This window comes from Jannaschia sp. W003 (assembly GCF_025144335.1).
Taxonomy (GTDB): domain Bacteria; phylum Pseudomonadota; class Alphaproteobacteria; order Rhodobacterales; family Rhodobacteraceae; genus Jannaschia.
The window spans coordinates 2,006,689-2,032,730 of sequence record NZ_CP083539.1; the positions used below are offsets into that span (position 1 = coordinate 2,006,689).

Annotated in this window: 22 protein-coding genes; 17 read left to right on the plus strand and 5 right to left on the minus strand. The window is 73.7% G+C overall.

From position 1 onward, the window contains the following. Positions 1–86: 86 nt before the first annotated feature. The 4 genes from ligA (at position 87) to K3554_RS09795 (ending at position 5,560) form a co-directional block, all read left to right on the plus strand. The gene (gene ligA, locus K3554_RS09780) at positions 87–2,342 is read left to right on the plus strand and encodes an NAD-dependent DNA ligase LigA (protein WP_409197307.1); all 2,256 of its coding nucleotides are present in this window, start codon (positions 87–89) and stop codon (positions 2,340–2,342) included. Beyond that, positions 2,339–4,426, plus strand: coding sequence for an ATP-dependent DNA helicase RecG (gene recG, locus K3554_RS09785; protein ID WP_259939705.1), 2,088 nt, complete (start codon positions 2,339–2,341; stop codon positions 4,424–4,426). The genes ligA and recG overlap by 4 nt, the downstream gene beginning before the upstream one ends. 135 nt (positions 4,427–4,561) lie before the next feature. Beyond that, positions 4,562–4,723, plus strand: a complete 162-nt coding sequence (locus K3554_RS09790; protein WP_259939707.1) for a hypothetical protein — start codon at positions 4,562–4,564, stop codon at positions 4,721–4,723. Positions 4,724–4,936: 213 nt separating this feature from the next. After that, the gene (locus K3554_RS09795; RefSeq protein WP_259939709.1) at positions 4,937–5,560 is read left to right on the plus strand and encodes a YdeI family protein; all 624 of its coding nucleotides are present in this window, start codon (positions 4,937–4,939) and stop codon (positions 5,558–5,560) included. On the opposite strand, the gene K3554_RS09800 is transcribed toward K3554_RS09795, so the two are convergent. Further along, positions 5,557–6,009 (minus strand): iron-sulfur cluster assembly scaffold protein, encoded by a 453-nt coding sequence (locus K3554_RS09800; RefSeq protein WP_259939711.1) that lies wholly within the window; start codon positions 6,007–6,009, stop codon positions 5,557–5,559. The genes K3554_RS09795 and K3554_RS09800 overlap by 4 nt on opposite strands. Positions 6,010–6,075: 66 nt before the next feature. Here K3554_RS09800 and hisI point away from each other — a divergent pair, with 66 nt between their 5' ends. The 4 genes from hisI (at position 6,076) to K3554_RS09820 (ending at position 10,832) form a co-directional block, all read left to right on the plus strand. Then, positions 6,076–6,444: a phosphoribosyl-AMP cyclohydrolase gene (hisI, locus tag K3554_RS09805; RefSeq protein ID WP_259939714.1), complete on the plus strand. Its 369-nt coding sequence runs from the start codon at positions 6,076–6,078 to the stop codon at positions 6,442–6,444. Between the two features lie 53 nt (positions 6,445–6,497). Further along, a complete protein-coding gene (gene edd / locus K3554_RS09810) occupies positions 6,498–8,303 on the plus strand; it encodes a phosphogluconate dehydratase (RefSeq protein ID WP_259939717.1) in 1,806 nt (601 codons plus the stop codon). 47 nt (positions 8,304–8,350) lie between these two features. Further along, positions 8,351–8,983 carry a bifunctional 4-hydroxy-2-oxoglutarate aldolase/2-dehydro-3-deoxy-phosphogluconate aldolase gene (gene eda / locus K3554_RS09815; protein ID WP_259939720.1) on the plus strand — a complete coding sequence of 211 codons (633 nt, stop codon included), beginning with the start codon at positions 8,351–8,353 and terminating at the stop codon, positions 8,981–8,983. Positions 8,984–9,044: 61 nt separating this feature from the next. Further along, positions 9,045–10,832 (plus strand): SLC13 family permease, encoded by a 1,788-nt coding sequence (locus K3554_RS09820; protein WP_259939723.1) that lies wholly within the window; start codon positions 9,045–9,047, stop codon positions 10,830–10,832. 100 nt (positions 10,833–10,932) lie between these two features. Here K3554_RS09820 and K3554_RS09825 read toward each other — a convergent pair whose 3' ends face one another. The 3 genes from K3554_RS09825 to K3554_RS09835 all read right to left on the minus strand — a co-directional run bounded on the left by K3554_RS09825 (position 10,933) and on the right by K3554_RS09835 (position 14,855). Next, complete coding sequence (locus tag K3554_RS09825) at positions 10,933–12,453, minus strand: trimethylamine methyltransferase family protein (protein WP_259939725.1); 1,521 nt, start codon at positions 12,451–12,453, stop codon at positions 10,933–10,935. A 246-nt stretch (positions 12,454–12,699) separates the two neighbouring features. Continuing rightward, a complete protein-coding gene (locus tag K3554_RS09830) occupies positions 12,700–14,073 on the minus strand; it encodes a pyridoxal-dependent decarboxylase (protein WP_259939727.1) in 1,374 nt (457 codons plus the stop codon). Next, positions 14,070–14,855, minus strand: a complete 786-nt coding sequence (locus tag K3554_RS09835) for an isocitrate lyase/phosphoenolpyruvate mutase family protein (protein ID WP_259939728.1) — start codon at positions 14,853–14,855, stop codon at positions 14,070–14,072. The genes K3554_RS09830 and K3554_RS09835 overlap by 4 nt, the downstream gene beginning before the upstream one ends. A 393-nt stretch (positions 14,856–15,248) precedes the next feature. Here K3554_RS09835 and cysS point away from each other — a divergent pair, with 393 nt between their 5' ends. From cysS to K3554_RS09855, 4 genes are all read left to right on the plus strand, one after another. Continuing rightward, the gene (gene cysS, locus K3554_RS09840; protein WP_259939730.1) at positions 15,249–16,595 is read left to right on the plus strand and encodes a cysteine--tRNA ligase; all 1,347 of its coding nucleotides are present in this window, start codon (positions 15,249–15,251) and stop codon (positions 16,593–16,595) included. Between the two features lie 139 nt (positions 16,596–16,734). Then, positions 16,735–18,339 carry a citramalate synthase gene (gene cimA, locus K3554_RS09845; protein WP_259939734.1) on the plus strand — a complete coding sequence of 535 codons (1,605 nt, stop codon included), beginning with the start codon at positions 16,735–16,737 and terminating at the stop codon, positions 18,337–18,339. Then, entirely contained in the window at positions 18,336–19,064 is a 729-nt protein-coding gene (locus K3554_RS09850; RefSeq protein WP_259939738.1) for a class I SAM-dependent methyltransferase, read from the plus strand. Before cimA ends, K3554_RS09850 begins: the two co-directional genes overlap by 4 nt. Next, positions 19,061–19,834 (plus strand): squalene/phytoene synthase family protein, encoded by a 774-nt coding sequence (locus K3554_RS09855; protein ID WP_259939741.1) that lies wholly within the window; start codon positions 19,061–19,063, stop codon positions 19,832–19,834. Before K3554_RS09850 ends, K3554_RS09855 begins: the two co-directional genes overlap by 4 nt. Positions 19,835–19,891: 57 nt before the next feature. Here the strand turns inward: K3554_RS09855 and K3554_RS09860 are convergent, their stop codons facing one another. Continuing rightward, a complete protein-coding gene (locus K3554_RS09860; protein WP_259939744.1) occupies positions 19,892–20,380 on the minus strand; it encodes a flavin reductase family protein in 489 nt (162 codons plus the stop codon). A 79-nt stretch (positions 20,381–20,459) separates the two neighbouring features. On the opposite strand from K3554_RS09860, the gene speB reads away from it, so the two are divergent. The 5 genes from speB (at position 20,460) to K3554_RS09885 (ending at position 25,947) form a co-directional block, all read left to right on the plus strand. After that, the gene (gene speB, locus K3554_RS09865; protein ID WP_259939747.1) at positions 20,460–21,422 is read left to right on the plus strand and encodes an agmatinase; all 963 of its coding nucleotides are present in this window, start codon (positions 20,460–20,462) and stop codon (positions 21,420–21,422) included. Next, a complete protein-coding gene (locus K3554_RS09870) occupies positions 21,419–22,483 on the plus strand; it encodes a lysophospholipase (RefSeq protein ID WP_259939750.1) in 1,065 nt (354 codons plus the stop codon). Before speB ends, K3554_RS09870 begins: the two co-directional genes overlap by 4 nt. Positions 22,484–22,941: 458 nt before the next feature. Further along, positions 22,942–23,808: a hypothetical protein gene (locus tag K3554_RS09875; protein WP_259939753.1), complete on the plus strand. Its 867-nt coding sequence runs from the start codon at positions 22,942–22,944 to the stop codon at positions 23,806–23,808. Between the two features lie 98 nt (positions 23,809–23,906). Further along, positions 23,907–24,860, plus strand: a complete 954-nt coding sequence (gene lipA / locus K3554_RS09880; protein ID WP_259939756.1) for a lipoyl synthase — start codon at positions 23,907–23,909, stop codon at positions 24,858–24,860. 61 nt (positions 24,861–24,921) lie between these two features. Then, entirely contained in the window at positions 24,922–25,947 is a 1,026-nt protein-coding gene (locus K3554_RS09885; protein WP_409197348.1) for a S1C family serine protease, read from the plus strand. Positions 25,948–26,042 lie beyond the last annotated feature (95 nt).

Consider the following 26,042-nt stretch of genomic DNA (forward strand, 5'->3'; position numbering starts at 1 on the left):
CACCGACCGCATGGCCGCCCGCGCTTTCGCCCGCGCGCCGGGCGAATCGCTGGAAACGCACCCCCCGCGACCCTACACCCAAGCCCATGAGCAAGGCGCACCCCGACACGCCGGCGACCGCGCCGGAGGACATGCAACCGGACGAGGCCGCGGCGGAGATGGAACGCCTCGCCGCCGCCGTCGCGCGCGCCAACGAGGCCTATCACGCCGAGGACGCGCCCGAGATCGACGATGCCGCGTACGACTCGCTGAAGCGCCGTCTGGCAGACCTCGAAGCCCGGTTCCCCGATCTCATCGTGCTCGACTCGCCCACCGCGCAGGTCGGCGCCGCGCCCGCCGAGGGCTTCGCGAAGATCGCCCACTCCCAGCGCATGCTCTCGCTCGGCAACGCCTTCGACGATGCCGACGTGGCCGAGTTCGACGCCTCGATCCGCCGCTACCTCGGCCTCGCCGCGGACGACGCGCTCGCCTACACCGCCGAGCCCAAGATCGACGGCCTGTCGCTCTCCTTGCGCTACGAGGGCGGCGCGCTCGTCCATGCCGCCACCCGTGGCAACGGCGCCGTGGGCGAGGACGTGACCCGCAACGCCCGCACCATCGGCGACATCCCCGAGCGGATCGAGGGCGCGCCCGCGGTACTGGAGGTGCGCGGCGAGGTCTACATGTCCCACCCCGACTTCGCCGCCCTCAACTCGCGGCAGGCCGAGGCGGGCGCCAAGGTCTTCGCCAACCCCCGCAACGCCGCCGCGGGCTCCTTGCGCCAGCTCGACCCGGCGATCACCGCCGCGCGCCCGCTTCGCTTCTTCGCCTACGCCTGGGGCGAGGTGTCGGAGCCGCTGGCCCCCACCCAGTGGGAGGCGCTGGAGCGCCTGCGCGCCTTCGGCTTCCAGACCAACGGGCGCACCGCCCGCTGCGGAACCGTGGCCGACCTCCTCGCCCACTACCGCGCCATCGCCGCCGAGCGGGCGGAGCTGGGCCACGACATCGACGGCGTCGTCTACAAGGTCGACCGCCTCGACTGGCAGGCCCGCCTCGGCGCGCGCTCCACCACGCCGCGCTGGGCCATCGCCCACAAGTTCCCCGCCGAGACCGCGTGGACGCGCCTCACGGCGATCGAGATCAACGTCGGTCGCACTGGCTCGCTGTCCCCGATCGCCCGTCTGGAGCCGGTGACCGTGGGCGGCGTGGTGGTCTCCAATGCCACGCTCCACAACGAGGATTACGTGGCAGGCCGCGACGCCTCGGGCGCGCCGATCCGCGGCGGCGCCGACCTGCGGGTGGGCGACCGGGTGGAGATCTACCGCGCCGGCGACGTGATCCCCAAGGTGCGCGACGTGGACGTCACGGCCCGCCCCGAGGGCGCCGAGCCCTACCGCTTTCCCGACCGATGCCCCGAATGCGGCAGCCCCGCGCCGCGCGCGCCGGGCGAGAGCGTGCGCCGCTGCACCGGCGGCCTCATTTGCCCGGCACAGCGCGTCGCGCGCCTCAAGCACCTCGTGAGCCGCCCCGCGCTCGACATCGAAGGATTGGGCGACAAGGAGGTGGAGCGATTCCACGAACTCGGCTGGGTCGCCGCCCCCGCCGACATCTTCCGGCTGGAGGAGCGCTACGGCTCGGGCCTGCAGAGCGTCGCCGCCCTCGAAGGGTGGGGCGAGACCTCGGCGCGCAACCTCTTCGCCGCGATCCGTGAGGGCCGCCGCCAGCCCTTCGCGCGCGTGCTCTTCGGCCTCGGCATCCGGCACCTCGGCGAGGTGGCGGCCTCCGACCTCGCGCGCCACTACCGCGACTGGGAGAGCTTCGCGCGCGGCGTCGACACGGCCGCCCCGGCCGCCCGCGCCTGGCACGCCGCCGACGAGGCCGAGCGCGCGGAGCGTGCCGCCGCCGCCGCCGAAGGCCGCCGCGCGAGCGTCAAGAAGGTCCGCGATGCGGCGATGGAATCCGCCCCCCCGGAGGCCCGCGCCGCCTGGGCCGAGCTGGTGGGCATCGACGGCATCGGCGCCACCCTCGCCACGGCCGTCTGTGACGCCATGGGCGCCGAGGCCGAGCGCGTCGCCATCGCGGCGCTCGTGGCCGAGCTTGACATCCAGGCCCCCGAGGCTGTCCGCGCGAGCCCCGTGGCCGGCCTCACGGTGGTCTTCACCGGCTCGCTGGAGCGGATGACCCGCGCCGAGGCCAAGGCCCGCGCCGAGGCCTTGGGCGCCAAGGTGTCGGGTTCGGTCTCGGCCAAGACCGACCTCGTGGTCGCCGGCCCGGGCGCGGGCGCCAAGGGGGCGAAGGCGGCCGAGCTGGGCATCGAGACGCTGGACGAGGACGGCTGGCTCAGCTTGATCGAGGGCGCGTGAGCACAGGCCGCCCCGAGCCGCTGTTCCCGCTCTTCGCCGGGCTGGAGACGCTGCCCGGCATCGGCCCGAAGACCGCCAAGCTGCTCGCCAACCTGCGGATCGCCACGCCCAAGGATCTGCTGCTGACCCTGCCCGAGAAGGGCATCGACCGCGCGCCGGTGGATTCGGTGCAGGACGCCGCGCTGCCGGGCGTGGTCACCGTGCCCGTGACCGTGCGCCGCCACATGCGCGCGCCCTCGAACCGCCAGCCCCACCGCGTCGAGGTCGAGGACGCGCGCACCACCTTCCACCTGGTCTACTTCCGCGGCCACGCGAAGGCGCTCGAGGAGCTGCTGCCCGTGGGCGAGCGGCGCACCGTGTCGGGCAAGGTCGAGCTCTACGACGGCTTGGCCCAGATGCCCCACCCCGACCACGTGCTGGGGGAGGGCGAGGCCGTGCCGCCCTTCGAGCCGGTCTATCCGCTGACGCAAGGCATCACGAACAAGCTGATGATCCGGGCCGCGAAGGGCGCGCTCGCGCGGCTTCCACCTCTTCCTGAATGGATCGACGGTCCCCTCGTGGCCGAGCGGAACTGGCTCGCCTTCGCCGAGGCGCTGGCCCGCGCCCACGGGCCCGAGGGCCCCGGCGATCTGTCGCCGCAGTCGGTGGCCCGCCAGCGCCTCGCCTACGACGAGCTGTTCGCCCACCAGCTCACCCTCGCGCTGGCCCGCGCCACCGCCCGCACCCGCCCCGGCGTCGCCACCAGCGGCGACGGACGGATGCGCCGGCGCGTGCTCGCCTCGCTGCCGTTCCAGCCCACCGGCGCGCAGATGCGCTCGATCGACGAGATCGACGCGGACATGGGCCGCGACCGCCGCATGAACCGCCTGCTCCAGGGCGACGTCGGGTCGGGCAAGACGCTGGTGGCTCTGATGGCGCTGCTCGCGGCGGCCGAGGCGGGCGGGCAGGGGGTGCTGATGGCGCCCACCGAGATCCTCGCGCGCCAGCACCACGAGGGCCTGCGCCCGCTCGCCGATGAGGCGGGCGCCGTGCTTGAGTTGCTGACGGGCCGCGACAAGGGCGCCGAGCGCGCGGCCAAGCTCGCCGCCGTGGCCCGCGGCGACATCCAGATCCTCGTCGGCACCCACGCCGTGTTCCAGCGCGACGTGGCCTTCCACGACCTGCGCCTCGCGGTGATCGACGAGCAGCACCGCTTCGGCGTCCGCCAGCGCCTGCTGCTCGGCGAGAAGTCCGAGCGGACCGACGTGCTGGTGATGACGGCCACGCCGATCCCGCGCTCGCTGGCGTTGACGCAGTACGGCGACATGGACCTCTCGGTGCTCGACGAGAAGCCGCCGGGCCGCACCCCCGTCACGACCTCCGCCGTGCCCGTGGGCCGCATGGGCGACGTGACGGAGCGCCTGCGCCGCGCCGTGGCCGAAGGGCGGCAGGCCTACTGGGTCTGTCCGCTGGTCGAGGAGTCCGAGACCCAGGACGTCACCTCCGCCGAGGAGCGGTTCCGGAGCCTCCGCGCGGCCTTGGGCGAGGGCGCCGTCGGCCTAGTCCACGGCCAGATGCCGCCCGCCGAGAAGGACGCCGCGATGGCGCGCTTCGTCCGGGGCGAGACCGGCGTGCTGGTGGCCACCACGGTGATCGAGGTGGGCGTGAACGTGCCCAACGCCTCGATCATGGTGATCGAGCGGGCCGAGACCTTCGGGCTGGCCCAGCTCCACCAGCTCCGCGGTCGTGTGGGGCGGGGGGCCGCGGCCTCGACCTGCCTGCTCCTCTACAAGCCTCCCTTGGGCAAGACCGCCGAGGCCCGCCTGCGCATCCTGCGCGAGACCGAGGACGGCTTCCGCATCTCCGAGGAGGACCTCGCCTTGCGCGGCGCCGGCGACGTGATCGGCACCGCCCAGTCGGGCCTGCCGCGCTTCCGCATCGCCGATCTGGAGGGGCAGGCGGGGCTGATGGAGACCGCCAGCTCCGACGCCCGCGCGCTCTTGGCCGCCGACCCCACGCTGCGGTCCCCGCGCGGCGAGGCGGCGCGCCTCCTCCTGTGGCTGACCGAACAGGACCGCGCCCTCCGCCTCCTTTCGGTGGGCTGACCGCGACCTGTTGCGTCCGCGCCGCAGGGCGGAACGAACACGGATCGTTCGCATCTGTTCTCCGAAAGTTCTGGACAGGGAGGGGGAGGGTATGGGAACAGAAGGGCAACGAGAGCAGCAGCACAGGAGCCGCAAATGGCCCGCACCTTCTTCCGCACCGAACGCCCCGCCCGTCGCCCTGCGGCCCGCCTGCGCCAGATCCTCCGCCGCGACGATGCGGTGCTCGACGTGCTCGGCGGCGTCTGGCTCGTGACGCTGCTGCTCGGCCTCCTGAACTTGCCCGCGCTGCTGGCCTGACCCATTCCGGCGCCGCCCCGGCGCCACACGTTTCTGCCCGCGTCCCCCACGGCCGGTCGTCCACCGGCCCCGAGGCTTCCGCGCTCGCTGCCCCGAGCGCGCCGCCGTGGTCCACCCCGGACCGCACGAAGGGACGTCACTTGCCGCCGTCTCCGCCATGCGGGGGCGGCGGTCTTTCTTTGCGGGGGGCGACGCCGCGCGGTAGCCTGGCCCATGATCACCGACGTCGCTCAGTTCTTCGCCGACGGCTGCGGCCGCTGCGCCCGCCACGCGACGCCGGACTGCGGCGCGCGCCGCCACGCGGGCGCGCTCGCGGCGGCCCGCCGCCTCTGCCTCGACGCGGGATTGGAGGAGGCCGCCAAGTGGGGCCATCCCTGCTACGCCCACGCGGGCCGCAACGTCGCGATCCTCGGCGCCCACCGCGAGGGCGCGCGGCTGACTTTCTTCCACGCCGCGCTGCTCCGCGACCCCGCGGGGGTGCTGGAGCGCAAGGGGCCGAACGCCCGCCACCCCGACGCGGTGCGCTTCGCGGACGCCGGCGCCGTTGCCGCGATGGCCGGCCCGGTGACTGCCCTCCTCCGCCAAGCCATGATCCACGCCGAGGCGGGCACCCGCGCCCCGCGCGAGGACCGTCCCCTCGACCTGCCCGATGAACTGAGCGACGCCCTCGCAGCCGACACGGAACTCGCGGCCGCCTTCGAGGCCCTGACCCCCGGCCGCCGCCGCAGCCATGCAATCGTGATCGGCGGTGCCAAGAAGCCCGAGACTCGCCGCGCCCGCATCGCGCGCCTGCGCCCGCGCATCATGGCGGGGCAGGGCGCGAACGAGCGGCCCTAGGCCTCGGCCCGCGCCGCCATCACCTGCTCCATCGCGTCCACGGTGGCGTCCAGCGCCAAGAGGATGGACGCGTGGCGGTTTCGGTAGTCGCGCGCCGGGACCAGCACCTCCAGCCCGTCGAACGGGGCCGAAGGCACCGGCCCGCCCTCGCGCAGCATCGCGCGCAGCTCGTCGCGGGCCCGCCGCACCTCGCCTTCCGTCCGCCCCACCATCGCCGCCCCCGACACCGCCGCCGAGGCCTGCCCCAGCGCGCAGGCCTTCACGTCCTGGCTGTAGCGCGCGATCCGGCCCTGCGGGTCGAGGTCCAGCGACACCGTCACGGTCGACCCGCACAGCGGCGAGCGCGCCTTGGCCGTGGCCTCGGGGGCATCCAGAGGCTCCGTCGCGGGCATGTCGGCCGCGAGCGCCAGGATGCGCCCCGAGTAGAGCTTGATCAGGTCGTCCGACATGCCGTTCCCTTCCGTGCCGCCGGCCTGCTACGTAGCGGCGCGAGGTCCACAGGAAAAGGCGACGCGATGTCCTTCGATCCCTCCACCCTGCGTTACGACGACCGCGGCCTGATTCCCGCCATCGCCCAGGACCACGAGACGGGCGAGGTGCTGATGATGGCGTGGATGAACGCCGACGCCGTCGCCGAGACCCTGGCCACGGGCCGCGTCTGCTACTGGTCGCGCTCGCGCCAGGCCCCGTGGCGCAAGGGCGAGACCTCGGGCCACGTGCAGCGCCTCGTGGAGATGCGCGTCGACTGCGACCGCGACTGCCTGCTCCTGCGCGTCGATCAGCGCGGCCCCGCCTGCCACACCAACCGCCGCTCGTGCTTCTACGTGGCCGTCCGGGACGGCGGGGAGCGCGAGATCATGGCGCCCGAACCCAGCCCCACTTGAACCGTTACCGCTAACATGGCATTGCCCCGGCAACCCATGACGGAGGACGCCCCATGCCCCTCGACGCCCGCATCGACGAGATCACCGACCGCATCCGCGAGCGCTCCCGCGAGCGCCGCGACGGCTACCTGCGCCGCATGCGCGCCCATGCCGAGAAGGGCCCCCGCCGCGCCCACCTCCAGTGCGGCAACCAGGCCCACGCCTATGCGGCGATGGGCGACCAGAAGGGCGACCTCGCCGCCGACCGGGTCGCCAACGTCGGCATCGTGACCGCCTACAACGACATGCTGAGCGCGCACGCGCCCTACAAGGACTACCCCGACCGCATCAAGGCGGCGGTCCGCGCCGCGGGCTGCACCGCGCAGGTCGCGGGCGGCGTGCCGGCCATGTGCGACGGCGTGACGCAAGGCCAGACCGGCATGGAGCTGTCGCTGTTCTCCCGCGACGTGATCGCGCTCGCGGCCGGCGTGGCCCTTTCCCACGACACCTTCGACGCGGCCCTCTACCTCGGCATCTGCGACAAGATCGTGCCCGGGTTGGTGATCGCCGCTGCCACCTTCGGCTACCTGCCCGGCATCTTCGTGCCCGCCGGCCCCATGACCTCCGGCCTGCCCAACGAGGAGAAGGCCCGCGTCCGCCGCGAGTTCGCCGAAGGCAAGGTGGGCCGCGAGGAGCTGATGCGCGCGGAGATGGCCTCCTACCACGGCCCCGGCACCTGCACCTTCTACGGCACCGCCAACTCCAACCAGATGCTGATGGAGTTCATGGGCCTCCACCTGCCCGGCGCCAGCTTCGTGAACCCTGGCACCCCCCTGCGCGACGCCCTCACGGACGCGGCCGCCACCCGCGCCACCCAGATCACCGCGCTCGGCAACGCCTACACGCCCGTGTGCGACGTGCTCGACGAGCGGGCCTACGTGAACGGCCTCGTCGGCCTCATGGCCACGGGCGGCTCCACGAACCTCGTGCTGCACCTCGTCGCTATGGCCCGCGCCTCGGGCGTGGTGCTGACCTGCGAGGACTTCGACGCCGTCTCCGCGATCACGCCCACCATGGCGAAGGTTTACCCGAACGGCCTCGCGGACGTGAACCACTTCCACGCCGCCGGGGGGTTGCCCTTCATGATCGGGCGCCTGCTCGACGCGGGGCTCCTCCACGAGGACGTCGCCACCGCCGCCGGCGGCGGCCTCGGCGCCTACGCCCAGGAGCCGAAGCTCGACGGTGCCCGCCTGTCGTGGACCGACGGCCCGCAGGAGACGCTGAACGACAAGATCCTCCGCACCCCCGCCGATCCCTTCGCCCCCACGGGCGGCCTGCGCGAGCTGCGCGGCAACCTCGGCATCGGCGTCATCAAGGTCTCGGCCGTGGACGCCGCCCACCGGGTCATCGAGGCCCCCGCCGCTGTCTTCGACGACCAGCACGCCGTGAAGGACGCCTTCAAGCGGGGCGATCTGGACCGCGACGTGGTCGTCGTCGTCCGCCACCAGGGCCCCCGCGCCAACGGCATGCCCGAGCTGCACTCGCTGACCCCGACGCTCTCGATCCTCCAGGGCCGCGGCTACAAGGTCGCCCTCGTCACGGACGGCCGCATGTCGGGCGCCTCCGGAAAGGTGCCCGCCGCGATCCACGTCGCTCCCGAGGCGGTGGCCGGCGGCCTGATCGGCAAGGTCCGCGACGGCGACCTGATGCGCGTCGACGCGGAATCGGGCGTGCTCGAGGTCGTGGCGGAGGGCATCGAGGCGCGCGATCCCGCTCCTTACGACCCGGAAGCCAACGCCTACGGCGTGGGCCGCGAGCTCTTCGAGGTGTTCCGCGCCACCGCCGGCCCCGCCGACCAGGGCGCAGGCGTGGTGGTCTAGGCCGCCCCCCGCTAACCTCGCCGCACCCAACCGCACGGAAGACCGCCATGACCCCGCAAGACCAGTCCAAGGCCGCCCATGACATCTGCACCCGCGCCCCCGTGGTGCCGGTGCTGGTGCTCGACGACGCCGACAAGGCCCGCAGCCTCGCCGAGGCGCTCGTCGCCGGCGGGCTGCCCGCGCTGGAGGTGACGCTGCGCACCCCCGCCGCACTCGACTGCATCCGCGCCATGGCCGAGGTCGAGGGCGGCATCGTCGGCGCCGGCACCCTGCTGACGCCCGAGGACGTGCGTGCCGCCAAGGCCGCGGGCGCCCGCTTCGGCGTCTCGCCCGGCGCCACCGACACGCTGCTGCAGGCCTGCATCGACGAGGACCTGCCGCTGCTGCCCGGCGCCGCCACCGCCTCCGAGGCCATGCGCCTGCTGGAGCGCGGCTGGGACATGCTCAAGTTCTTCCCCGCCGAGGCCGCCGGCGGCGCGCCCGCGGTGAAGTCCATCGGCGCCCCGATCCCCCAGATCCGCTTCTGCCCCACGGGCGGCGTGACGCCCGCCAACAAGGCCGACTACCTCAAGCTCCCCAACGTGGTCTGCGTCGGCGGCTCCTGGGTCGCGCCGGCGGACAAGGTGGCCGCGGGCGACTGGGCGGGCATCGAGACGCTGGCCCGCGAGGCCCGCAGCTAGCCTCTTGCGAACGGCGCGCCGCGCGCCCTAATCGGCGCGCGCGCCCTCTGGAGTCACGCGGATGCTGTTCGATCTGGGCGCCCTCGCGCCCTGGGTGGCCCTGGCCTTGCTGCTGGCGGTGTTCGCCGGCTTCATCCTGGAGCGGCGCCCCCCCGAGGTGGTGGCCCTCGCGGGCGCCGGCGCCGCGCTCCTCCTCGGCCTCGCGGGCACCGACGAGCTGCTCGCCGCCATCGCCAACCCCGCGCCCGCCACCATCGGCGCCATGTTCGTGCTCTCGGCCGCGCTCGTGCGCACCGGCGTGCTCGACTTCGTGTCCCTGCGCCTCCTGCGCGGGGCCTCCGCCCGCCCCAAGGCCACCGTCGCGGCCTTCTTCGTCGTTGCCGCCGCCGCCTCGGCCTTCATGAACAACACGCCCGTCGTCATGGTGCTGATCCCCGTGGTCTACACCATCGCGCGCGAGCTGGCCGCGCCCGCCTCGCGCTTCCTGATCCCGCTCTCCTACGTGGTGATCCTGGGCGGCACCTGCTCGCTGGTCGGCACCTCCACCAACCTCCTCGTGGACGGCGTGGCGCGCGACCTCGGGATGGCCCCCTTCGGCCTGTTCGAGATCGCCCCCCTCGGCATCGTCCTCGCCGTCGTCGGCGGCGGCTTCCTGGCCCTGGCCGCGCCGCGCCTCCTGCCGGATCGCGAAGGCGTGGGCGAGCGTGCCGCCCGCTCGGGCCGCAAGGCCTGGACGCTGGAGCTGGAGATCCCCGAGGGCTCGCGCCTCGCGGGCAGCGCCCTCGGGGAAGTGCCCGAGTTCCGCCGCGGCGGCGGCCGCGTGATCGACGTGGTGCGCGCCGGCCGCTCCCTGCGCGAGGCGCTGTCCACCGTGCGCCTCGAGCCGCGCGACCGCGTCGTCCTGCGCACCACCGGCGAGGAGGTCATGAGCCTGCGCGAGGGCCGCCCCGACGGCCTCCTGATCCCCGGCGCCGAGATGCGCGACGCCCGCCGCCACGCCGTCATGGAGGTGCTGGTCGGCCCCGCCTCCGTGGCCGTGGGCCGGGCCTTGAGCGACCTCGGCTGGCGCCGCCTCCACGGCGTGCATCCCGTGGCCGTGCACCGCCGCGGCGGGGCGCTCAGCATGGACGCCGGCGCGCCCAACGCGCTGGAGCCGGGCGACGTGGTGCTGCTCGACGGCCCCCCCGAGAGCATCGAAGCCCTCGCCCGCGCCGAGGGCCTCGTGGTCCTCGCCCCCACCGACGCGCGACCCTTCCGGCGCGGGCGCGCGCCGATCGCGCTCGCCGTGCTGGCCGGGGTGGTGATCGGCGCCGCCCTGAACCTCGCGCCGATCCTGCCCCTCGCCGTGGTCGGCGTCGCCATCGTCCTCATCACCGGCTGCATCGACCCCGACGAGGGCATCGGCGCCATCGACGGCCGCCTGCTCCTGCTCGTGGTCTCCATGCTCCTGCTCGGCGGCACGCTGGACCGCTCGGGCGCGCTCACGATGATCGTGGACGCGCTCGCCCCCGCGCTCGCCGCGGTCGGCCCGCTGGCCGCCCTGGCGGCGGTCTATGCGCTGACCTCGATCCTCACCGAGATCGCCACCAACAACGCCGTCGCGGTCGTCCTGGCCCCCATCGCGGCGGCGCTCGCCGCGCAGCTCGGCCTCGACCCGCGCCCCTTCGTGGTGGCGGTCATGTTCGGCGCCTCGGCCTCCTTCGCGACCCCGATCGGCTACCAGACCAACACGATGGTGTACGGCGCCGGCGGCTACCGCTTCTCGGACTTCCTGCGCATCGGCGTGCCCATGAACCTCGTCTGCGGCGCGGTCACGGTGCTGCTGGTCCCGCTGATCTGGCCGTTCTGAGCAGGGCAGGGCACTCCGCCCGCCCTTACGCGACGCACGCCCCGGCCCCCGAGCCGGGGCCCCAGCCCACCAAGAGGGCACCCGCCCCGTAGCGAAGCACCTAAACCAACTCCGGAAACATCCCCCGCACCACCCGCTCCACGTCCGGCGCCAGCGCCGCCGGGTTCGGCCCCGCCAGGATCGCGTCCATCCGCGCCCGCGCGCCCGCCACCAGCGCGGGCCGCTGCCGCTCCTCCCACTCCTTGGGGGAACTCCGGTCCGCCACCCGCGGATACACGTACTCGCTTTGCATCACCGACAGCGTGGCATCGGTCCCGAGGTAGTGCCCCGGCCCCCCGAGACAGACGCCGCGCATCGTCTCCAGCGACAGCGCGTCGTCGTCGACCTCCACGCCCCGAACGCAGCGCAGCGCCGCCCCGATCATGTCGTCGCCGAGCACGAGGCTCTCCGGGCAGAACCCCATCAGCGAGCCGTGCATGCCCGCGCTCTCGTACACCATGTTCAGCCCGGCCAGCCCGGCCAGCACGTCCGACATGCCCTGCTCCCAGCCGGCCTGCATGTCGGGCAGCTTGGCGTCCGCCATGCCCGCCGCCGCGCCCCCCGGCAGCCCGTAGAAGCGGCTCATCTGAGCGCAGGCCGCCGTCAGCAGCGCCTGCTCGCCCGAGCCGCCCGACATCGCCCCGGTCCGAAGGTCCGACACGAAGGGCCACGTCCCGAACACCGCCGAATGCCCGGGCGCCACGCTGTTCACGTAGACGACGCCCGCCAGGCACTCCGCCACCGCCTGCATCACCGCGCCCGCCAGCGGCGCCGGCGCCGTGGCCCCGGCCTGGCCGGCCGACAGCAGCAGCACCGGCATGCCGCCCCGGATGCACGCCTCCATGGTCTCGCAGCTCTCGGTGGCGAACTTCATGGGCGGCACCACGAAGCAGTTCGAGTTCGACACGAAGGGCCGCTCCCGCCACGCCGCCTCGCCGCCCGCGACCGCATGGAGGTAGTCCAGCGCCGGCCTCACGCTCTCGGGCTCCGCGAAGCTGGTCCCGACGTGCTTGCGCGTGCCCGTGACGCAGGCGTGGATCGTGTTGAGGTCGAGCGAGCGGTTGCACGGCATGTCCCGCGCCACCATCACCCGCTGGAAGAAGTGAATGTTGTCGAGCCCTTCGGCCAGCCGCGCCGCCTCATGGAGGTCCGCCAGCCGAGACTCGCGGTAGGTGCCGGTCTCCATGTCCACGTAGTGGACGGCGGCCCCCGCCGTGCCGTAGTGGACGCGCGCCCCCTCCAGCAGCAGATCGTGCTCAGGCGCGCGCCCGTGCAGCGTGATGCCCCGCGCGGCGCGTCCCAGCATGTCCTCCACCAGCGCGTTCGGGAACCGAAGCCGTCCGTCCGCGCCCAGCTCCGCCCCCGCCGCCGTCATCGCCTCCACGCCCGAGGGCGGGGCGTCGGCCAGCCCGATCTCGGCGAGCGCGCGCAGCGCGGTGCGGTGGACCCGCTCCACCTCTTCGTCCGTGAGCGGGGCGTAGCGGCCTCCTTCGAGCCCCGGGCGCACGGGGCGCACGGCCTCGGGCAGGGCGGAGCGGCGGGCGAGGTGGCGGGCGGCGCGGCCGCCGGATCGGCTGGACATGGGGGCAGGCTCCGAGGGGGCAGGGGGAGGGCTCAGATCCCCCGAGGGCGCCCCCGCGCCGCCCGCCCCCGGCGGGCGCCGATCGTCCGGTCCGTGCGGATCGAGACTGCGTCCATGAGGGGGATGGTGAGATGCCGTTCGTCGCCCGTCTCGCTCGTTTGCGACACGGGTGTCTGTGGGCGACGTTCGGAACCGGGGCTCTGCCCCGGACCCCGAGGTATTTCCGGCAAGATGAGGGGGAGGGCCTTACCGCAGGCGCTCCACCGCCTCGGCCACCTCCATCACGTCCGCTTCGGTGCAGTCCCACGATCCCACGCTCACCCGGATCACGAACCGCCCCGCGTGGCGCGTCTGGGTCAGGTACACCCGCCCCTCGCGGTTCACGGCCGTCAGCAACGCCTCCGTCGCCGCGTCGTCCCCCAGCGCGAACGAGAACAGCGACAGCCGCGGCTCCGACGTGATCTCCACGCCCGGCATCCCCCGCAGCCGCTCGCACAGCGCTTCCGACCACGCCACGTGATCGCGCACCTTCGCGCGCACGCCCTCCAGCCCGTAGGCCCGCAGCACGAACCACAGCTTCAGCGCCCGGAACCGGCGGCCCAGCGGTACGGTCCACTCGTTGAAGTTCGTGACGTCCTCGCCCTCGAGCGTGCGCAGGTACTCGGGTCGCAGCCCGAGCGTGTTCACCTGCGCCGCCGGGTCGCGCAGGAACTGCACCGAGCAGTCGAACTGCGCGCCCATCCACTTGTGCGGGTTGAACACGATCGAGTCGCACCGCTCCGCACCCGCCCACAGCCCCCGGAACTCCGGGCACACCATCGCCGAGCCCGCCCACGCCGCATCCACGTGCGTCGGCAGCCCCTCGCAGTGCGGCAGGCAGTCCGCGATCCGGTCGAACGCGCCGACCCCGGTGCCGCCCGCGCAGAAGATCACGCCGCACGGCACGTGCCCCGCCGCCCGGTCCTCGGCGATCGCGCGACCCAGCGCCTCCGGGTCCATCGACAGATCGTCCGCGACGGCGACCTTCACGAGGTTTCGCTGCCCGATCCCCGCCAGCCGCGCGGCCTTGTCGATGCTCGAATGGCACTGGGCAGAGGCGTAAAGCCGCAGCACCGGCCCCCCCGCCAGCCCGTCCTCCAGCCCGCGCCACGCTAGGGCGCGCTCGCGCATCGTCAGAACCGCCGACAGCGTCGCCGTGGTGGCCGTGTCGTGGATCGTACCGGCGAAGCCCTCTGGCAACCCCAGCGCCCCGCGCAGCCAGCCCATCATCGCCAGCTCCAGCTCGGTCGCCGCGGGCGAGCCCTGCCAGATCATCCCGTTCGCCGCGATCCCGTTCGCCAGCTGCTCGGCTAGCATCGAGGCGGGCGAGGCGTTGGCCGGGAAGTAGGCGAAGAAGCGCGGATGCTGCCAGTGCGTCGTCGCGCCGGGGATCAGCCGCTCGAAGTCCGCGAAGATCCGCTCCATCGGCTCGGCCGCCTCGGGCGCCTCGGAGGGCAGGGCGGCCAGCAACGCGCCCGGCGCCACCTGCGCGCGCACGGGCCGGTCCCGCAGCCCCGCGTGGTAGTCGCGCACCCAGTCCGCGGCCCGCTTTGCCCATCCGTTCAGGTCGTCGTGGTTCATGCGCCCCGCTCCAGCATCGCGTCGATCTCGGCCCCCGAGGCCCCCCACAGCCCCGAGAAATCACCCCCCAGCATCGCGCCGCCCGCGTCGCGGATCGCCGCATGCACCGTGCGCGCCAGCCCCGAGCCCACGGACACCCGCGCCACGCCCACCTCCGCGAAGTCGCGCAGCGACAGCCCCGCCAGCGCCCCCACGGCCAGCGCGTTCACCGGCGCCCCCGTCTCGCGCACCACCCGGCCGAGCGCCTCCGCGTCGCCGCAGGCCGGCGTGTAGACCACCTCGGCCCCCGCCTCGCGGAAGGCGTTCAGCCGCCGGATCGCCTCGTCGAGGTCATACGCCCCATGCATCACCCCGTCGGCCCGCGCACAGAGCACGAAGTCGCCCCGCACCTCGGACACGGCGGCCTCGATCCGCGCCACCGCGGCGGCGAAGCCGTAAGGCGTGCCGGTCCCGTCCACGTCCTCGATGCAGCACCCGTCCAGCCCTGCGCGGACGGCCACGCCCACCGTGTCGCCCGCGTCCGCCGGCTCCGGCCCGTAGCCGTCCTCCAGGTCGGCGCTGACCGGCACGCCCACGTGGGCCGCAAGGTCCGCCGCATGGGCCACCGCCTCCTCGCGACCCACGCGGCCCCCGTCGGGTAGCCCGCGCGTGAAGGCGTATCCGGACGAGGTCGTCGCGATCGCCTTCGCCCCCATCGCCGCCAGCATCCGCGCCGACCCGACGTCCCAGGCGTTGGCGAGCACGAACGGATCGCCGGGGCGGTGCAGCTCTCGGAAGGTCATGGGCGCGTCTCCGTATGGGTCGGGGGCGGCATAGCACGGGGGGCGGGACGGTCCAGATCGCGCGCGGCGCCCCGGCCTTGCGCCGGGGCCTCGGCCATCGACCAGCGCTCCGTTCGCAGCGGCAGCGGCGACCGCACCCCGAGGCCCCGGAGCAGCTCCGGGGCGCCGCGCCGCTGCTCCCTATCGCCGACCCACGCCTCCCGGGGCTTCGCCCGCGCACGGCTGGATCGGTCCACTGGACCGATCCCTAGACGCCGTGCGCCCCCCATGATACCGCCCGCGCCCATGGACCGGCGCTGCATCATCCGCATCACCGCCGCCCGCTGACACGCTCGGCGGGCCCCGGGTGCCCGCGTCCGCTCCCGAGGTCCGCACACTCCCGGGAGCCGCCCCATGCGCCTGCGCAACACCGCCACACGCAGCATCGAGCCCTTCGCGCCGCTCGATCCCCGGAACGTGCGCCTCTATCTCTGCGGCCCCACGGTCTACGACCGCGCGCATCTCGGCAACGCGCGCAACGTGATCGTCTTCGACGTGCTGTTCCGCCTCCTGCGCCACGACCACGGGGCGGACGCCGTCACCTACGTGCGCAACTTCACCGACGTGGACGACAAGATCATCGCCCGCGCCCGCGAGACCGGCCGCCCCATCGACTCCATCACCCGCGAGACCACCGCCTGGTACCTCGAGGACATGGACGCGCTCGGAAACCTGCGCCCCACCCACATGCCCCGCGCCACCGATCACGTCGCCGGCATGACCGCCATGATCGCCGAGCTGATCGCCCGCGGCCACGCCTACGAGGCCGAGGGCCACGTGCTCTTCGCCGTCGCCACCTACTCGGACTACGGCAGGCTCTCGGGTCGCTCCACCGACGACATGATTGCCGGCGCCCGCGTCGAGGTCGCGCCCTACAAGCGCGACGCGATGGACTTCGTGCTCTGGAAGCCGAGCGCGGACGACGAGCCCGGCTGGGACTCCCCTTGGGGCCGGGGCCGCCCCGGCTGGCACATCGAGTGCTCGGCCATGGCGAAGGCGCTGCTGGGCACGGAGTTCGACATCCACGGCGGCGGCAACGACCTGCTGTTCCCGCACCACGAGAACGAGATCGCCCAGAGCTGCTGCGCCGACCCCGGCACGGGCTTCGCGCGCCACTGGCTCCACAACGAGATGCTGCTGGTCGAGGGCCGCAAGATGTCCAAGTCCCTGGGCAACTTCTTCACCGTGCGCGACCTGCTCGATCGCGGCGTTCCGGGCGAGGTGATCCGCTTCGTGTTCCTCCAGACCCACTACGCCAAGCCCATGGACTGGACCGACGAGAAGGCCCGCGAGGCCGAGGCGATCCTGCGCAAGTGGCGCGCGCTCTCGTCCCCCGGCGGCACCCCCGACGCCGCCGTGCTCGACGCGCTGCGCGACGACCTCAACGCGCCGCAGGCCCTCGCCGAGCTGCACCGCATCGCCAAGGCCGGCGACGGCGCCACCTTGCGCGCGTCCGCCGAGCTGCTCGGCCTGCTCACCCCCGCGCTGGGCGGCTGGACCGAGACGGGCCGGGACGATGCCGCGCTGGTCGAGGCTGCGCTCGCCGCCCGCGCCGAGGCCCGCGCCGCGAAGGACTGGACCCGCGCAGACGCGCTCCGCGACGCGTTGGTCGCGGCGGGCGTCGTCGTCACCGACGGCAAGGGCAAGGGCTGGGAAGCCGGCCCCGGCTTCGACCCCGCCAAGCTCGAGGGCGTCGCGTGACCCCCCCTTCCTCTGGCCGTAAATACCTCGGGGAGCGCGAGGAGCTGGCCCCTCGCCCCGGCGTCTCCCGGTATGCACAGGGGGAGCACGGGGGGTGTACGCGGGGCACCCCCCGAAATCGGCCCTCCGGAGCGTCCCGATGACCGCCCGCATCCACCTCTTCGACACCACCCTCCGCGACGGCCAGCAGACGCAGGGCGTCCAGTTCTCGGCCCACGAGAAGCGCGAGATCGCCCGGCTCCTCGACGCCCTCGGCGTGGACCACATCGAGGGCGGCTGGCCCGGCGCGAACCCCACCGACTCCGAGTTCTTCGAGACCGCGCCCGCGCTCCGCGCGACCCTCACCGCCTTCGGCATGACCAAGCGCGCGGGCCGCTCGGCGGCGAACGACGAGGTGCTCGCCGCGGTCCTGAACGCGGGCACCCCGGCGGTCTGCCTCGTGGGCAAGACCCACGTGAAGCACGTCGCGCAAGCCCTTGGAATCACGAACGACGAGAACCTCGACAACATCCGCGAGTCGGTCGCCCACGTGGTCGCGCAGGGCCGCGAGGCGATCTTCGACGCCGAGCATTTCTTCGACGGCTTCGACGCCGATCCCGCCTACGCCGAGGCCTGCGTCCGCGCCGCGCTGGAGGCCGGCGCCCGCTGGGTCGCGCTCTGCGACACCAATGGAGGTGCCATGCCCGCCCGCATCGGCGCCACGGTGGCGAAGCTGGTGGCGGCGGGCATTCCGGGCGACTCCTTGGGCATCCACTGCCACGACGACACCGGACAGGCCGTGGCCGGCTCGCTGGCCGCCGTGGAGGCCGGCGCGCGCCAGATCCAGGGCACCCTGAACGGCCTCGGCGAGCGCTGCGGCAACGCCAACCTCACGACCCTCATCCCCTTGCTTTCGCTCAAGGAACCCTGGGTCTCGCGGTTCAAGACCGGCGTCCCCGAGGGCGCGCTGGAGGGCCTCCTGCGCGCCTCGCGCCGCCTCGACGACATCCTCAACCGCGTGCCCCGCCGCGAAGCCCCCTTCGTCGGTGCCTCGGCCTTCGCCCACAAGGCCGGCCTCCACGCCAGCGCCGTCGCCAAAGACCCGACCCTCTACGAGCACGTCCCCCCCGAGGCGGTCGGCAACGCCCGCATCGTGCCGATGTCCAACCAGGCCGGCTTGTCGAACCTGCGCGAGCGCTTGGCCTCCGCCGGCCTCCAGGGCACCGACGCCCAGCTCCGCCGCATCCTCGAGGAGGTGAAGGCGCGCGAGGACCGCGGCTACACCTACGACGGCGCACAGGCCTCGTTCGAGATGCTGGCCCGCCGCCTGCTCGGTCAGCTTCCCGACTTCTTCGAGGTCAAGCGCTACCGCGTCACCGTGGAGCGGCGGAAGAACAAGCGCGACGAGACGATCTCGCTGTCCGAGGCCGTGGTGGTGGTCAAGGTCGACGGCGAGAAGCGCATGAGCGTGTCCGACAGCATGGAAGCGGGCGCGGACGCCGGCCCCGTCAACGCGCTGTCGAAGGCGCTGCTGAAGGATCTCGGGCGGTTCCAGGACCGGATCGCCGACATGGCGCTGGTCGATTTCCGGGTCCGCATCATGCAAGGCGGCACCGAGGCCGTGACCCGCGTCATCATCGACCACGAGGACGCCGCAGGCCGCCGCTGGAGCACCGTCGGCGTGTCGGCCAACATCGTGGACGCCTCGTTCGAGGCGCTGCTCGACGCGATCCGATGGAAGCTCTGCGCGGAGACGGCGGCATGACCGGGGGCTTCTGGGCGATCCACGCTGGCCTTCACCGCGAGGGGCCGGGCACCGAGGCGGACGTGGCCTGGGTCTGCGCCGCCGCAGGTGTGCAACGGAACGCCGCCCTCTGCGACGCGGCCTGCGGGCCGGGCGCGGACATCGCCGCGCTGCGGGCCGCGGCGCCGGACGGCACCGTGACGGCCTTCGACCGGCATCTGCCCTTCGTGGGCGAGGCCGCCCGCCGCCATCGCCGCGACGAGCGCGTCACGGTCACGCAAGGCACGCTGGTGGGGCCGGACGAGGCGCTGCCCGACCCCGTGGACCTCGGCCCGTTCGACCTCGTCTGGTGCGCGGGCGCGGCCTACTTCGTAGGCGTTCCCGCCATTCTGGGCCGCTGGAGCGCCGCCCTGCGGCCCGTCGGTGCGGTGGCCTTCTCGGAGCCCGTCACCTTCGGCACCCCGGACCGGGAGACCCGCGCGTTCTGGCAGTCCGACGTCCACGACGAGGCGTCGCTGGATGCGGCGATCCACGCCGCCGGCTGGGGCGTGGTCGCGCGCAGCCGCGTCTCGGATGCCGGCTGGGAAGCCTACTACGGCGGGATCGAGGAGCGGTGCGACGCGCTCGCCCGCTGCGCCGCGCCCGCGATCCGGCAGGCCGTGGAGGCGGAGCGGCGCGAGATCGCCGCATGGCGCCGGCTGCGGGACCGGGTGGGCTATGCCCTGCGCGTGGTGCGCCCGCTGTGAGCCTCGACGCCGACATCGCCGCCTGCGCCGCACTGGTGGCGCGGGGCGACCCGCCGCGCTTCCGCGCCGCGATGGCCGCCCCCGTGGCGCTGCGGCGGATGCTGCTGCCGCTCTACGCGTTCAACCTCGAGGTCGCCCGGGCACCTTGGGTCACGAAGGAGCAGCTGATAGCGCTCATGCGCCTCCAGTGGTGGCGCGACGCGCTTGGCGAGATCGCCGAGGGCAAGCCTGTGCGGCGGCACGAGGTCGTCACGCCGCTCGCCGCCGTGCTAGACCCGAAGGGCGCGCGCGCCCTCGACGACGCGGTGGCGGCGCGCGAGCGCGACCTCGACGCCGAGCCGCCTGCGGACGTGGCCGAACTGCTCGCCCACGTGGACCGCACCGCCGGCACGCTGCTCTGGACCGCCGCCCGCCTCGCCGGCGCGGAGGACGAGGCCGCCGCGCGCGACGCAGGCCGGGCGCAGGGGGCGGCGAACCTGCTGCTCGCCGTGCCTGAGCTGGTGAAGCGCGGCCGTCATCCGCTGCCACACGGAGACCCGGCCGAGCACGCCGCCGCGCTGGCGGAGGAGGGGCTGGCAGCCCTCGGCCGGTTCCGCGCAGCCCGCGTGCCGAAGGAGGCGCGCCCGGTCTTCCTCGTGCTGCCCGAAGCGGAGGCTGCCCTCCGCCGCATCGCTCGCGATCCGGCAAGCGTGGTCGATCCGGCGCCGGCGGACCTACCACTTGGAACGCGCCTGTCCATCGGATGGCGCGCCGCCCTTAATCGCCCTTGAGTCTTCGTTTCGGAAATACCTCGGGGGGACGCGCGTAGCGCGGGGGGCAGAGCCCCCTTACGCCCGCTCCGCCCGCAGATACCCCCGCATCCCGTAGATCAGCGGCGTCCCGTCCTCGGTGACGCGAACCGCTCGCACCGCCCCGATCATCACATGATGCGTCCCCACGAGGTCCGCCGACTGGAGCGTGCAGTCGAAGCCCGCCAGCCCCCGCAGCACCGGCGCGCCGGTCTCCAGCGCGTCCCACGCCACGCCCTCGAAGCGGTCCGCCGCCTCCGTGCGCCCCGCGAAGCGGTCCGCGACGTCCTGCTGGTGCGCCTCCAGCACGTTGATCGCGAAGCAACCGTTGCCGAGGATCGGGGTCGCCACGGACGCGCCCTTGTTGATGCACACCAGCATGGTCGGCGTGCCGCCGTCGGCGCTGACGCTGGTCATGGCGGACACGGTGATCCCGGCGCGCCCCGCCGGCCCGTCGGTGGTGACCACGCTGACGCTGGCGGCGCAGCGGCTCATGGCGTGGACGAAGCGGTCGCGGAGCGTATCCATGGACCCCAAGTAACCCACCCCCGAGGGGTGTCGACCCCTCGCGCGCTCGCCGCTAGAGGGGAAGCGGGGAGGGCGGCACATGGCACTGCTTCAGGATGCGCGCGACCAGGTGGACCGGGCGTTCACGGGCGCGGCGCGGGGCCTCGACTTCGAGAACGCCTTCGGTGGCGCGACCTCGATGTTCCGGCGGCGCTACGCGAAGGACCTCGCGGGCTACGACGTGGCGATCACCGGGGTGCCCTTCGACGGCGCCGTGACGCACCGCCCCGGCGCGCGCTTCGGCCCGCGCGCGATCCGCGAGGCCTCCGCGCTTCAGCCCTTCGATCCGCCCTGGGGCTGGGACGGCTACTCGCCGCTGGAGCAGCTCGCCATCGCCGACTACGGTGACTGCGGGTTCGACTACGCGCGGGTGGCGGAGTTCCCCGGAGCCTTGCGTGCCCACGTGCGCGGTATCCTCGCGCAAGGCGCCGCCTGCATCGCGCTCGGGGGCGACCACTACTGCTCGTTCCCCATCCTGCAGGCCCACGCCGAGGTGCACGGCCCCCTGAGCCTCGTGCAGTTCGACGCGCACAGCGACACCTGGCCCGACGACGACATGGAGCGCATCGACCACGGCACGATGTTCTACAAGGCGGTGAAGTCCGGTGTGATCGACCCCGCGACCAGCATCCAGGTCGGCATCCGCACGGTGAACGAGGACACGCTGGGCGTGGAGACGGTGAGCGCCCGCGAGGTGCACGAGGCCGCGCCCGGCGCGGTGGCGCGGCGCATCCGCGAGCGGGTGGGCGAACGGCCCGTGTACCTGACCTTCGACATCGACTGCCTCGACCCGGCCTTCGCGCCGGGCACCGGCACGCCCGTCTGGGGCGGGCTGTCGAGCGGGCAGGCGGCGGCGATCCTGCGCGACGTCGCGGGCATCAACCTCGTGGGCGGCGACGTGGTCGAGGTCTCGCCGCCCTACGACACGACGGGCGCTACCGCGATCGCGGGCGCCCACGTAGCGATGGAGCTGCTGTGCCTCTGGGGCTGGACCCGCCGGTGAAGACGCTGCTCGCCTTCGTGCTCGCGCTGGTCGTCGGCGTCTGGCTGGGTCTGCGGGTCTCGCAGGGGCCGTCCGGCGCGCCAGTGCCCGTCTCGGACGCGCAGGCCGAGGCGGCGCGGGCCTATCTCGACGCGCACCTCGCGCCGATGCCCGAGGGCTGGACGTGGGCGACCTTCGAGCCCGAACCCGGCGTCGCGCTGGAGGTCGGGCGCGCCCCGGCCGCGGGCGAGGCCAAGGGCACGATCGCGTTCGTGCCGGGCTACTCGGCGCCGGTGGACATGTACGGCGCGGAGCTGTCACGCCTGCAGGCGGCGGGCTGGAACGTGGCCGCGATCACGCCGCGGGGGCAGGGGCGCTCGCCGCGCTTCGGACCCGACCCCGAGATGGGGTGGGTCGACGACTTCGCCACCCACGCCGCCGACCTCGCCGCCTTCCTCGCCACGCTCGACGGCCCCGTAGGGGTGTTGGCCAACTCGATGGGCGGCCACGTCGCCCTGCGCGCGGCGCTCGATCACCAGCCCGGGGTGCTGGGCTACGCGCTGGTCGCGCCGATGGTGGAGGTCGAGACCGCGCCGTTTCCCGCGCCGGTCGCGCGCGGCATCGGGCGGACGTTCACGGCGCTCGGGCTCGGCGACACCTACGCGCCGGGGCGCGGGCAGTGGAACGACGCGGCGATGTTCGACGACGCAGCCGTGCTGGCCGAGGGCACCGACTGCGCCCGCGACGCCGGGCGTGCGCATCTGCGCGAGGCGCTGTTCGCGTTGGAGCCGGCGCTCCGCGTGGGCGGACCTTCGGCGCGCTGGGTGGCGGCCACCTACCGGGGGCAGGCCGTGCTCGAGACGCGAGCGGACGAGATCGGCGCGCCGATCCTGATGGCCACCGCCGGCGCGGACCGGGTCGTGCGCACCGAGGCCGCCTCGGCGCTCTGCACGGCGATGCCCGCCTGCGAGGAGGTCCGCTACGCGGAGGCGCGGCACTGCATGTTCGAGGACACTGAGGCGACGCGGACCCGGTTGGTCGACGACGCGCTCGCCTTCTTCGGATCGCTGGCCGGACGCTGACGCGCCAATTGCCGCCGGCGATTCGCCGGCCACGAAATGGCGATCAAACCGTCGCAGGTCCGCCCCATTCCATTAACTATTTGTTAACTACTTGAGTGGCCCCGGCGGGAAATTTAGCCAATCCGCATTTGGAAAGGGCTTCTGCCGCAAATCATCAGGCGCTGTTGCGGAATCGCGGTTGCTGCGACCGCGAGCGAGTAAGGCAATTCGCATTCGGGAGTGGACGTTCGATCGGCGTCGTCCGTATCGCGTTCATAACATGGGCGTTCCGACTGTCCCGCGGACGTCGAAACGTAGTCTCGCTCATTAAGTGCGAATTACGGAGTAATGAGTTCCTGCGTCAGCGAAGCTCGGTGGACAATAGCGCGAACTGTTTCCGCGATACGGCGCATCGTTCGGGGCGTAGCGTTCAATCGACGACGGTCAAAACGGCCATCGCATTGGAAGGAGACCTCGACATGAAACTGTCCATTCGCTCCATCACCGCTTCCCCCCTGGCCCTCGCGCTCGCCGCGTCCTGCGGTCTGGCCGCAGCCACGCCGGCCTCGGCCCAGAGGATCACCCGAATGACGTGCCACCAGGCGCTGCAACTCGGACCGGGCTTCATCCGCGTCGAGGCGCATGCCCGCTGCGTGGGGCTGCTGTCCAACATCGGCGACCGCGAGGCGGCGCAGCGCATGGCGACCTACCTTCAACTTGCCCCGGCGCGGGGCAACCGTCGCGGAACCGGTCAGGGCGGCGGGTCCGTGACGCAGGCCGCGCGCGGCTCCAACGACGCGGCGCGCGACCGGCAGCGCACCTTCGCCGCGGATCGGTCCGACGATCGGTCCGGCGGGGGCTTTTCCGCGGGCGGTCGGAGCACTGCGAGCGCTTCCGCGGGCGGCCAGACGAACGCAAGCGGTCGGACGAACGCGAGCGTCCAAGCGAGCGCGGGCGGCGGTACCCGCGATACCGGTGGAACCGCGTCGTCGCGGCAGGGTACCCGCGTCTCGGTCGGTGCGGCCCGGACCGGGAGCGGCGTGTCCGCGGGCATCCGGGCAGACACCGGCGGCGGAACCCGGAGCACCGGGGTGAGCGCGTCGGCCACGCGCGGTACCGGCACCTCGGCCGATGTGCAGGCGACGGCGAAGGGCACATCGGTCGCCCGGGTCGGTGCGGGACGCGGCAGCGACGGGCGCAGCAGCGACCCGGTCGTGGACGTGCAGGCGGGCCGGCAGGCGTCGGGCCGCATGGTCGACGTGAGCCTCGCCCAGCAGGACAAGCCCGCCGAGGTCAACGTCGACGCGGGCGTGGCCAAGGCCTCCGTCGGCGTCGGGCTGAACTGACGCTCCGGCCGCCCTGCGATGGACCACCCCGCGTCAAGGCGCGGGGTGGAACCGCGCGTGCGGATCGCCTAGATGCTGCGCAACCACCCGGAGGTCCCATGCGCGATCTGAAGATCCCGGCCCAGCGCCACCCCGAGAAGGCGCGCCGTCCCGACAACGCCCAGCCGAAGAAGCCGTCGTGGATCCGCGTGAAGGCCCCGGTGGGCGAGGGCTACAAGCGCACCGCGAAGATCATGCGCGAGAACCGCCTGGTCACCGTATGCGAGGAGGCCGGCTGCCCCAACGTTGGCGAGTGCTGGAGCCAGGGCCACGCCACCATGATGATCATGGGCGAGGTCTGCACCCGCGCCTGCACCTTCTGCAACATCGCCACCGGCAAGCCGCCCGAGCCGCTCGACGCCTTCGAGCCGGGGCGCGTGGCGGACGCGGTGGCGAAGCTCGGATTGAACCACGTCGTCATCACAAGCGTCGACCGCGACGACGTGACCGACGGCGGGGCCGAGCACTTCGCCCAGACCATCCGCGCCGTGCGCCACCGCGCGCCGGGCACCACCATCGAGATCCTGACGCCTGACTTCATCCGTTGCGATCGGTCCGCACTGGAAACGGTCGTCGCCGCCCGCCCGGATGTCTTCAACCACAACCTCGAGACCGTGCCCGGCCTCTACCCCGAGGTGCGCCCCGGCGCGCGCTACTTCCACTCCCTGCGCCTCCTGCAGCGCGTGAAGGAACTGGACCCCTCGATGTTCACGAAGTCGGGCATCATGGTGGGGCTCGGCGAGGACCGCCAGGCCGTGCTCCAGGTCATGGACGACATGCGCGCCGCCGACATCGACTTCCTGACGATCGGCCAGTACCTCCAGCCCACCCCGAAGCACCACGCGGTGGACCGCTTCGTGACGCCCGAGGAGTTCGCCGCTTACGAGAAGGCCGCCTGGGGCAAGGGCTTCCTGATGGTTTCGGCCACGCCGCTGACGCGCTCGTCCTACCACGCGGGCGACGACTTCGCGCGCCTGCGCGCGGCGCGCGAGAAGGCGCTGGCCAAGGCCTGAGGTGCGCGCCCTCTCCATCGTCCTCCTCGCCGCGCTGGGCGGGATCCTCGGATCGCTCGCCGTGCCGCGGATCGAGCGCGCCCTGCGCCCGGCGCCCGAGCCGGTGGTCGTGGCGCCCCGCGGCGACCTGGCCGCCGACGAGCGATCGACCGTCGCGCTGTTCCAGGCGGCCTCGCCTTCGGTGGTCTCGATCTCCACCACGGCGCGCGGCATGTTCGGGCGCGGGGTCGAGGTGCCGCGCGGCTCGGGCTCCGGGCTGATCTGGGACGCGGTGGGCCACGTGGTCACCAACGCCCACGTGATCGAGGGCGCGACCTCGGCCTCGGTGCAGCTCGCCGACGGGCGTGCGTTCCGGGCGCGGCTGGTGGGGCAGGACCGGCGCCACGACCTCGCCGTCCTGAAGATCGACGGGCTGGACCTGCGGCCCCTGCCGGTGGGGACCAGCGCCGACCTCGCCGTTGGGCAGAAGGTGTTCGCCATCGGCAACCCGTTCGGGCTGGACCAGTCGCTGACCACGGGCGTCGTCTCGGCCCTTGGGCGCGACGTCCCGGGCGAGGCGGGCATCACGATCCGCGGCGCGATCCAGACCGATGCCGCGATCAACCCCGGCAACTCGGGCGGCCCGCTGCTCGACAGCGCGGGACGGCTGATCGGAGTGAACACGGCGATCTACTCGCCCTCGGGGGCCAGCGCCGGGATCGGGTTCGCCGTGCCCGTGGACGCGGTCGCGCGGGTGGTGCCGCAGCTCGTGGCACGGGGGCGCTACCGCCCGCCGGCCATCGGCATCTCGGGCGATCCGCGCGCCGACGCGATGTTGCGGGCGAGCGGGCAGGCGCCCGGCGTTATGGTGCTCGACGTGGTGCCGGGCGGGCCGGCCGACCGCGCGGGCATCGAGCCCGCGCAGGTCACCGCGCGCGGCGTGATTCCCGGCGACGTGATCGAGGCGGTGGACGGCGTGCCCGTGGCGGGGCTGGACGGGCTGCTCGCGCAGCTCGACCGCCGCGCGGTGGGCGACGCGGTCACGCTGCGGGTGCGGTCGGGGCGCCGCACGCGCGATGTCGAGGTGGCATTGGTGGAGGCGGAGTAGCGCTCTACGCCCCGGCCCTGCGCCGAGGCCTCGGTATGGGGTCAGCGCGTTGCTCTGGGGATTGGCGGATAGGTACGTCCTTCGCCTGTTGCGCC

Coding starts and splice junctions, on each gene's coding strand:
- ligA (WP_409197307.1), top strand. CDS start 87: ATGAGCAAGGCGCACCCCGACACGCCGGCGACCGCGCCGGAGGACATG.
- K3554_RS09790 (WP_259939707.1), top strand. CDS start 4,562: ATGGCCCGCACCTTCTTCCGCACCGAACGCCCCGCCCGTCGCCCTGCG.
- K3554_RS09795 (WP_259939709.1), top strand. CDS start 4,937: ATGATCACCGACGTCGCTCAGTTCTTCGCCGACGGCTGCGGCCGCTGC.
- K3554_RS09800 (WP_259939711.1), bottom strand. CDS start 6,009: ATGTCGGACGACCTGATCAAGCTCTACTCGGGGCGCATCCTGGCGCTC.
- hisI (WP_259939714.1), top strand. CDS start 6,076: ATGTCCTTCGATCCCTCCACCCTGCGTTACGACGACCGCGGCCTGATT.
- edd (WP_259939717.1), top strand. CDS start 6,498: ATGCCCCTCGACGCCCGCATCGACGAGATCACCGACCGCATCCGCGAG.
- eda (WP_259939720.1), top strand. CDS start 8,351: ATGACCCCGCAAGACCAGTCCAAGGCCGCCCATGACATCTGCACCCGC.
- K3554_RS09820 (WP_259939723.1), top strand. CDS start 9,045: ATGCTGTTCGATCTGGGCGCCCTCGCGCCCTGGGTGGCCCTGGCCTTG.
- K3554_RS09825 (WP_259939725.1), bottom strand. CDS start 12,453: ATGTCCAGCCGATCCGGCGGCCGCGCCGCCCGCCACCTCGCCCGCCGC.
- K3554_RS09830 (WP_259939727.1), bottom strand. CDS start 14,073: ATGAACCACGACGACCTGAACGGATGGGCAAAGCGGGCCGCGGACTGG.
- K3554_RS09835 (WP_259939728.1), bottom strand. CDS start 14,855: ATGACCTTCCGAGAGCTGCACCGCCCCGGCGATCCGTTCGTGCTCGCC.
- cysS (WP_259939730.1), top strand. CDS start 15,249: ATGCGCCTGCGCAACACCGCCACACGCAGCATCGAGCCCTTCGCGCCG.
- cimA (WP_259939734.1), top strand. CDS start 16,735: ATGACCGCCCGCATCCACCTCTTCGACACCACCCTCCGCGACGGCCAG.
- K3554_RS09850 (WP_259939738.1), top strand. CDS start 18,336: ATGACCGGGGGCTTCTGGGCGATCCACGCTGGCCTTCACCGCGAGGGG.
- K3554_RS09860 (WP_259939744.1), bottom strand. CDS start 20,380: ATGGATACGCTCCGCGACCGCTTCGTCCACGCCATGAGCCGCTGCGCC.
- speB (WP_259939747.1), top strand. CDS start 20,460: ATGGCACTGCTTCAGGATGCGCGCGACCAGGTGGACCGGGCGTTCACG.
- K3554_RS09875 (WP_259939753.1), top strand. CDS start 22,942: ATGAAACTGTCCATTCGCTCCATCACCGCTTCCCCCCTGGCCCTCGCG.
- lipA (WP_259939756.1), top strand. CDS start 23,907: ATGCGCGATCTGAAGATCCCGGCCCAGCGCCACCCCGAGAAGGCGCGC.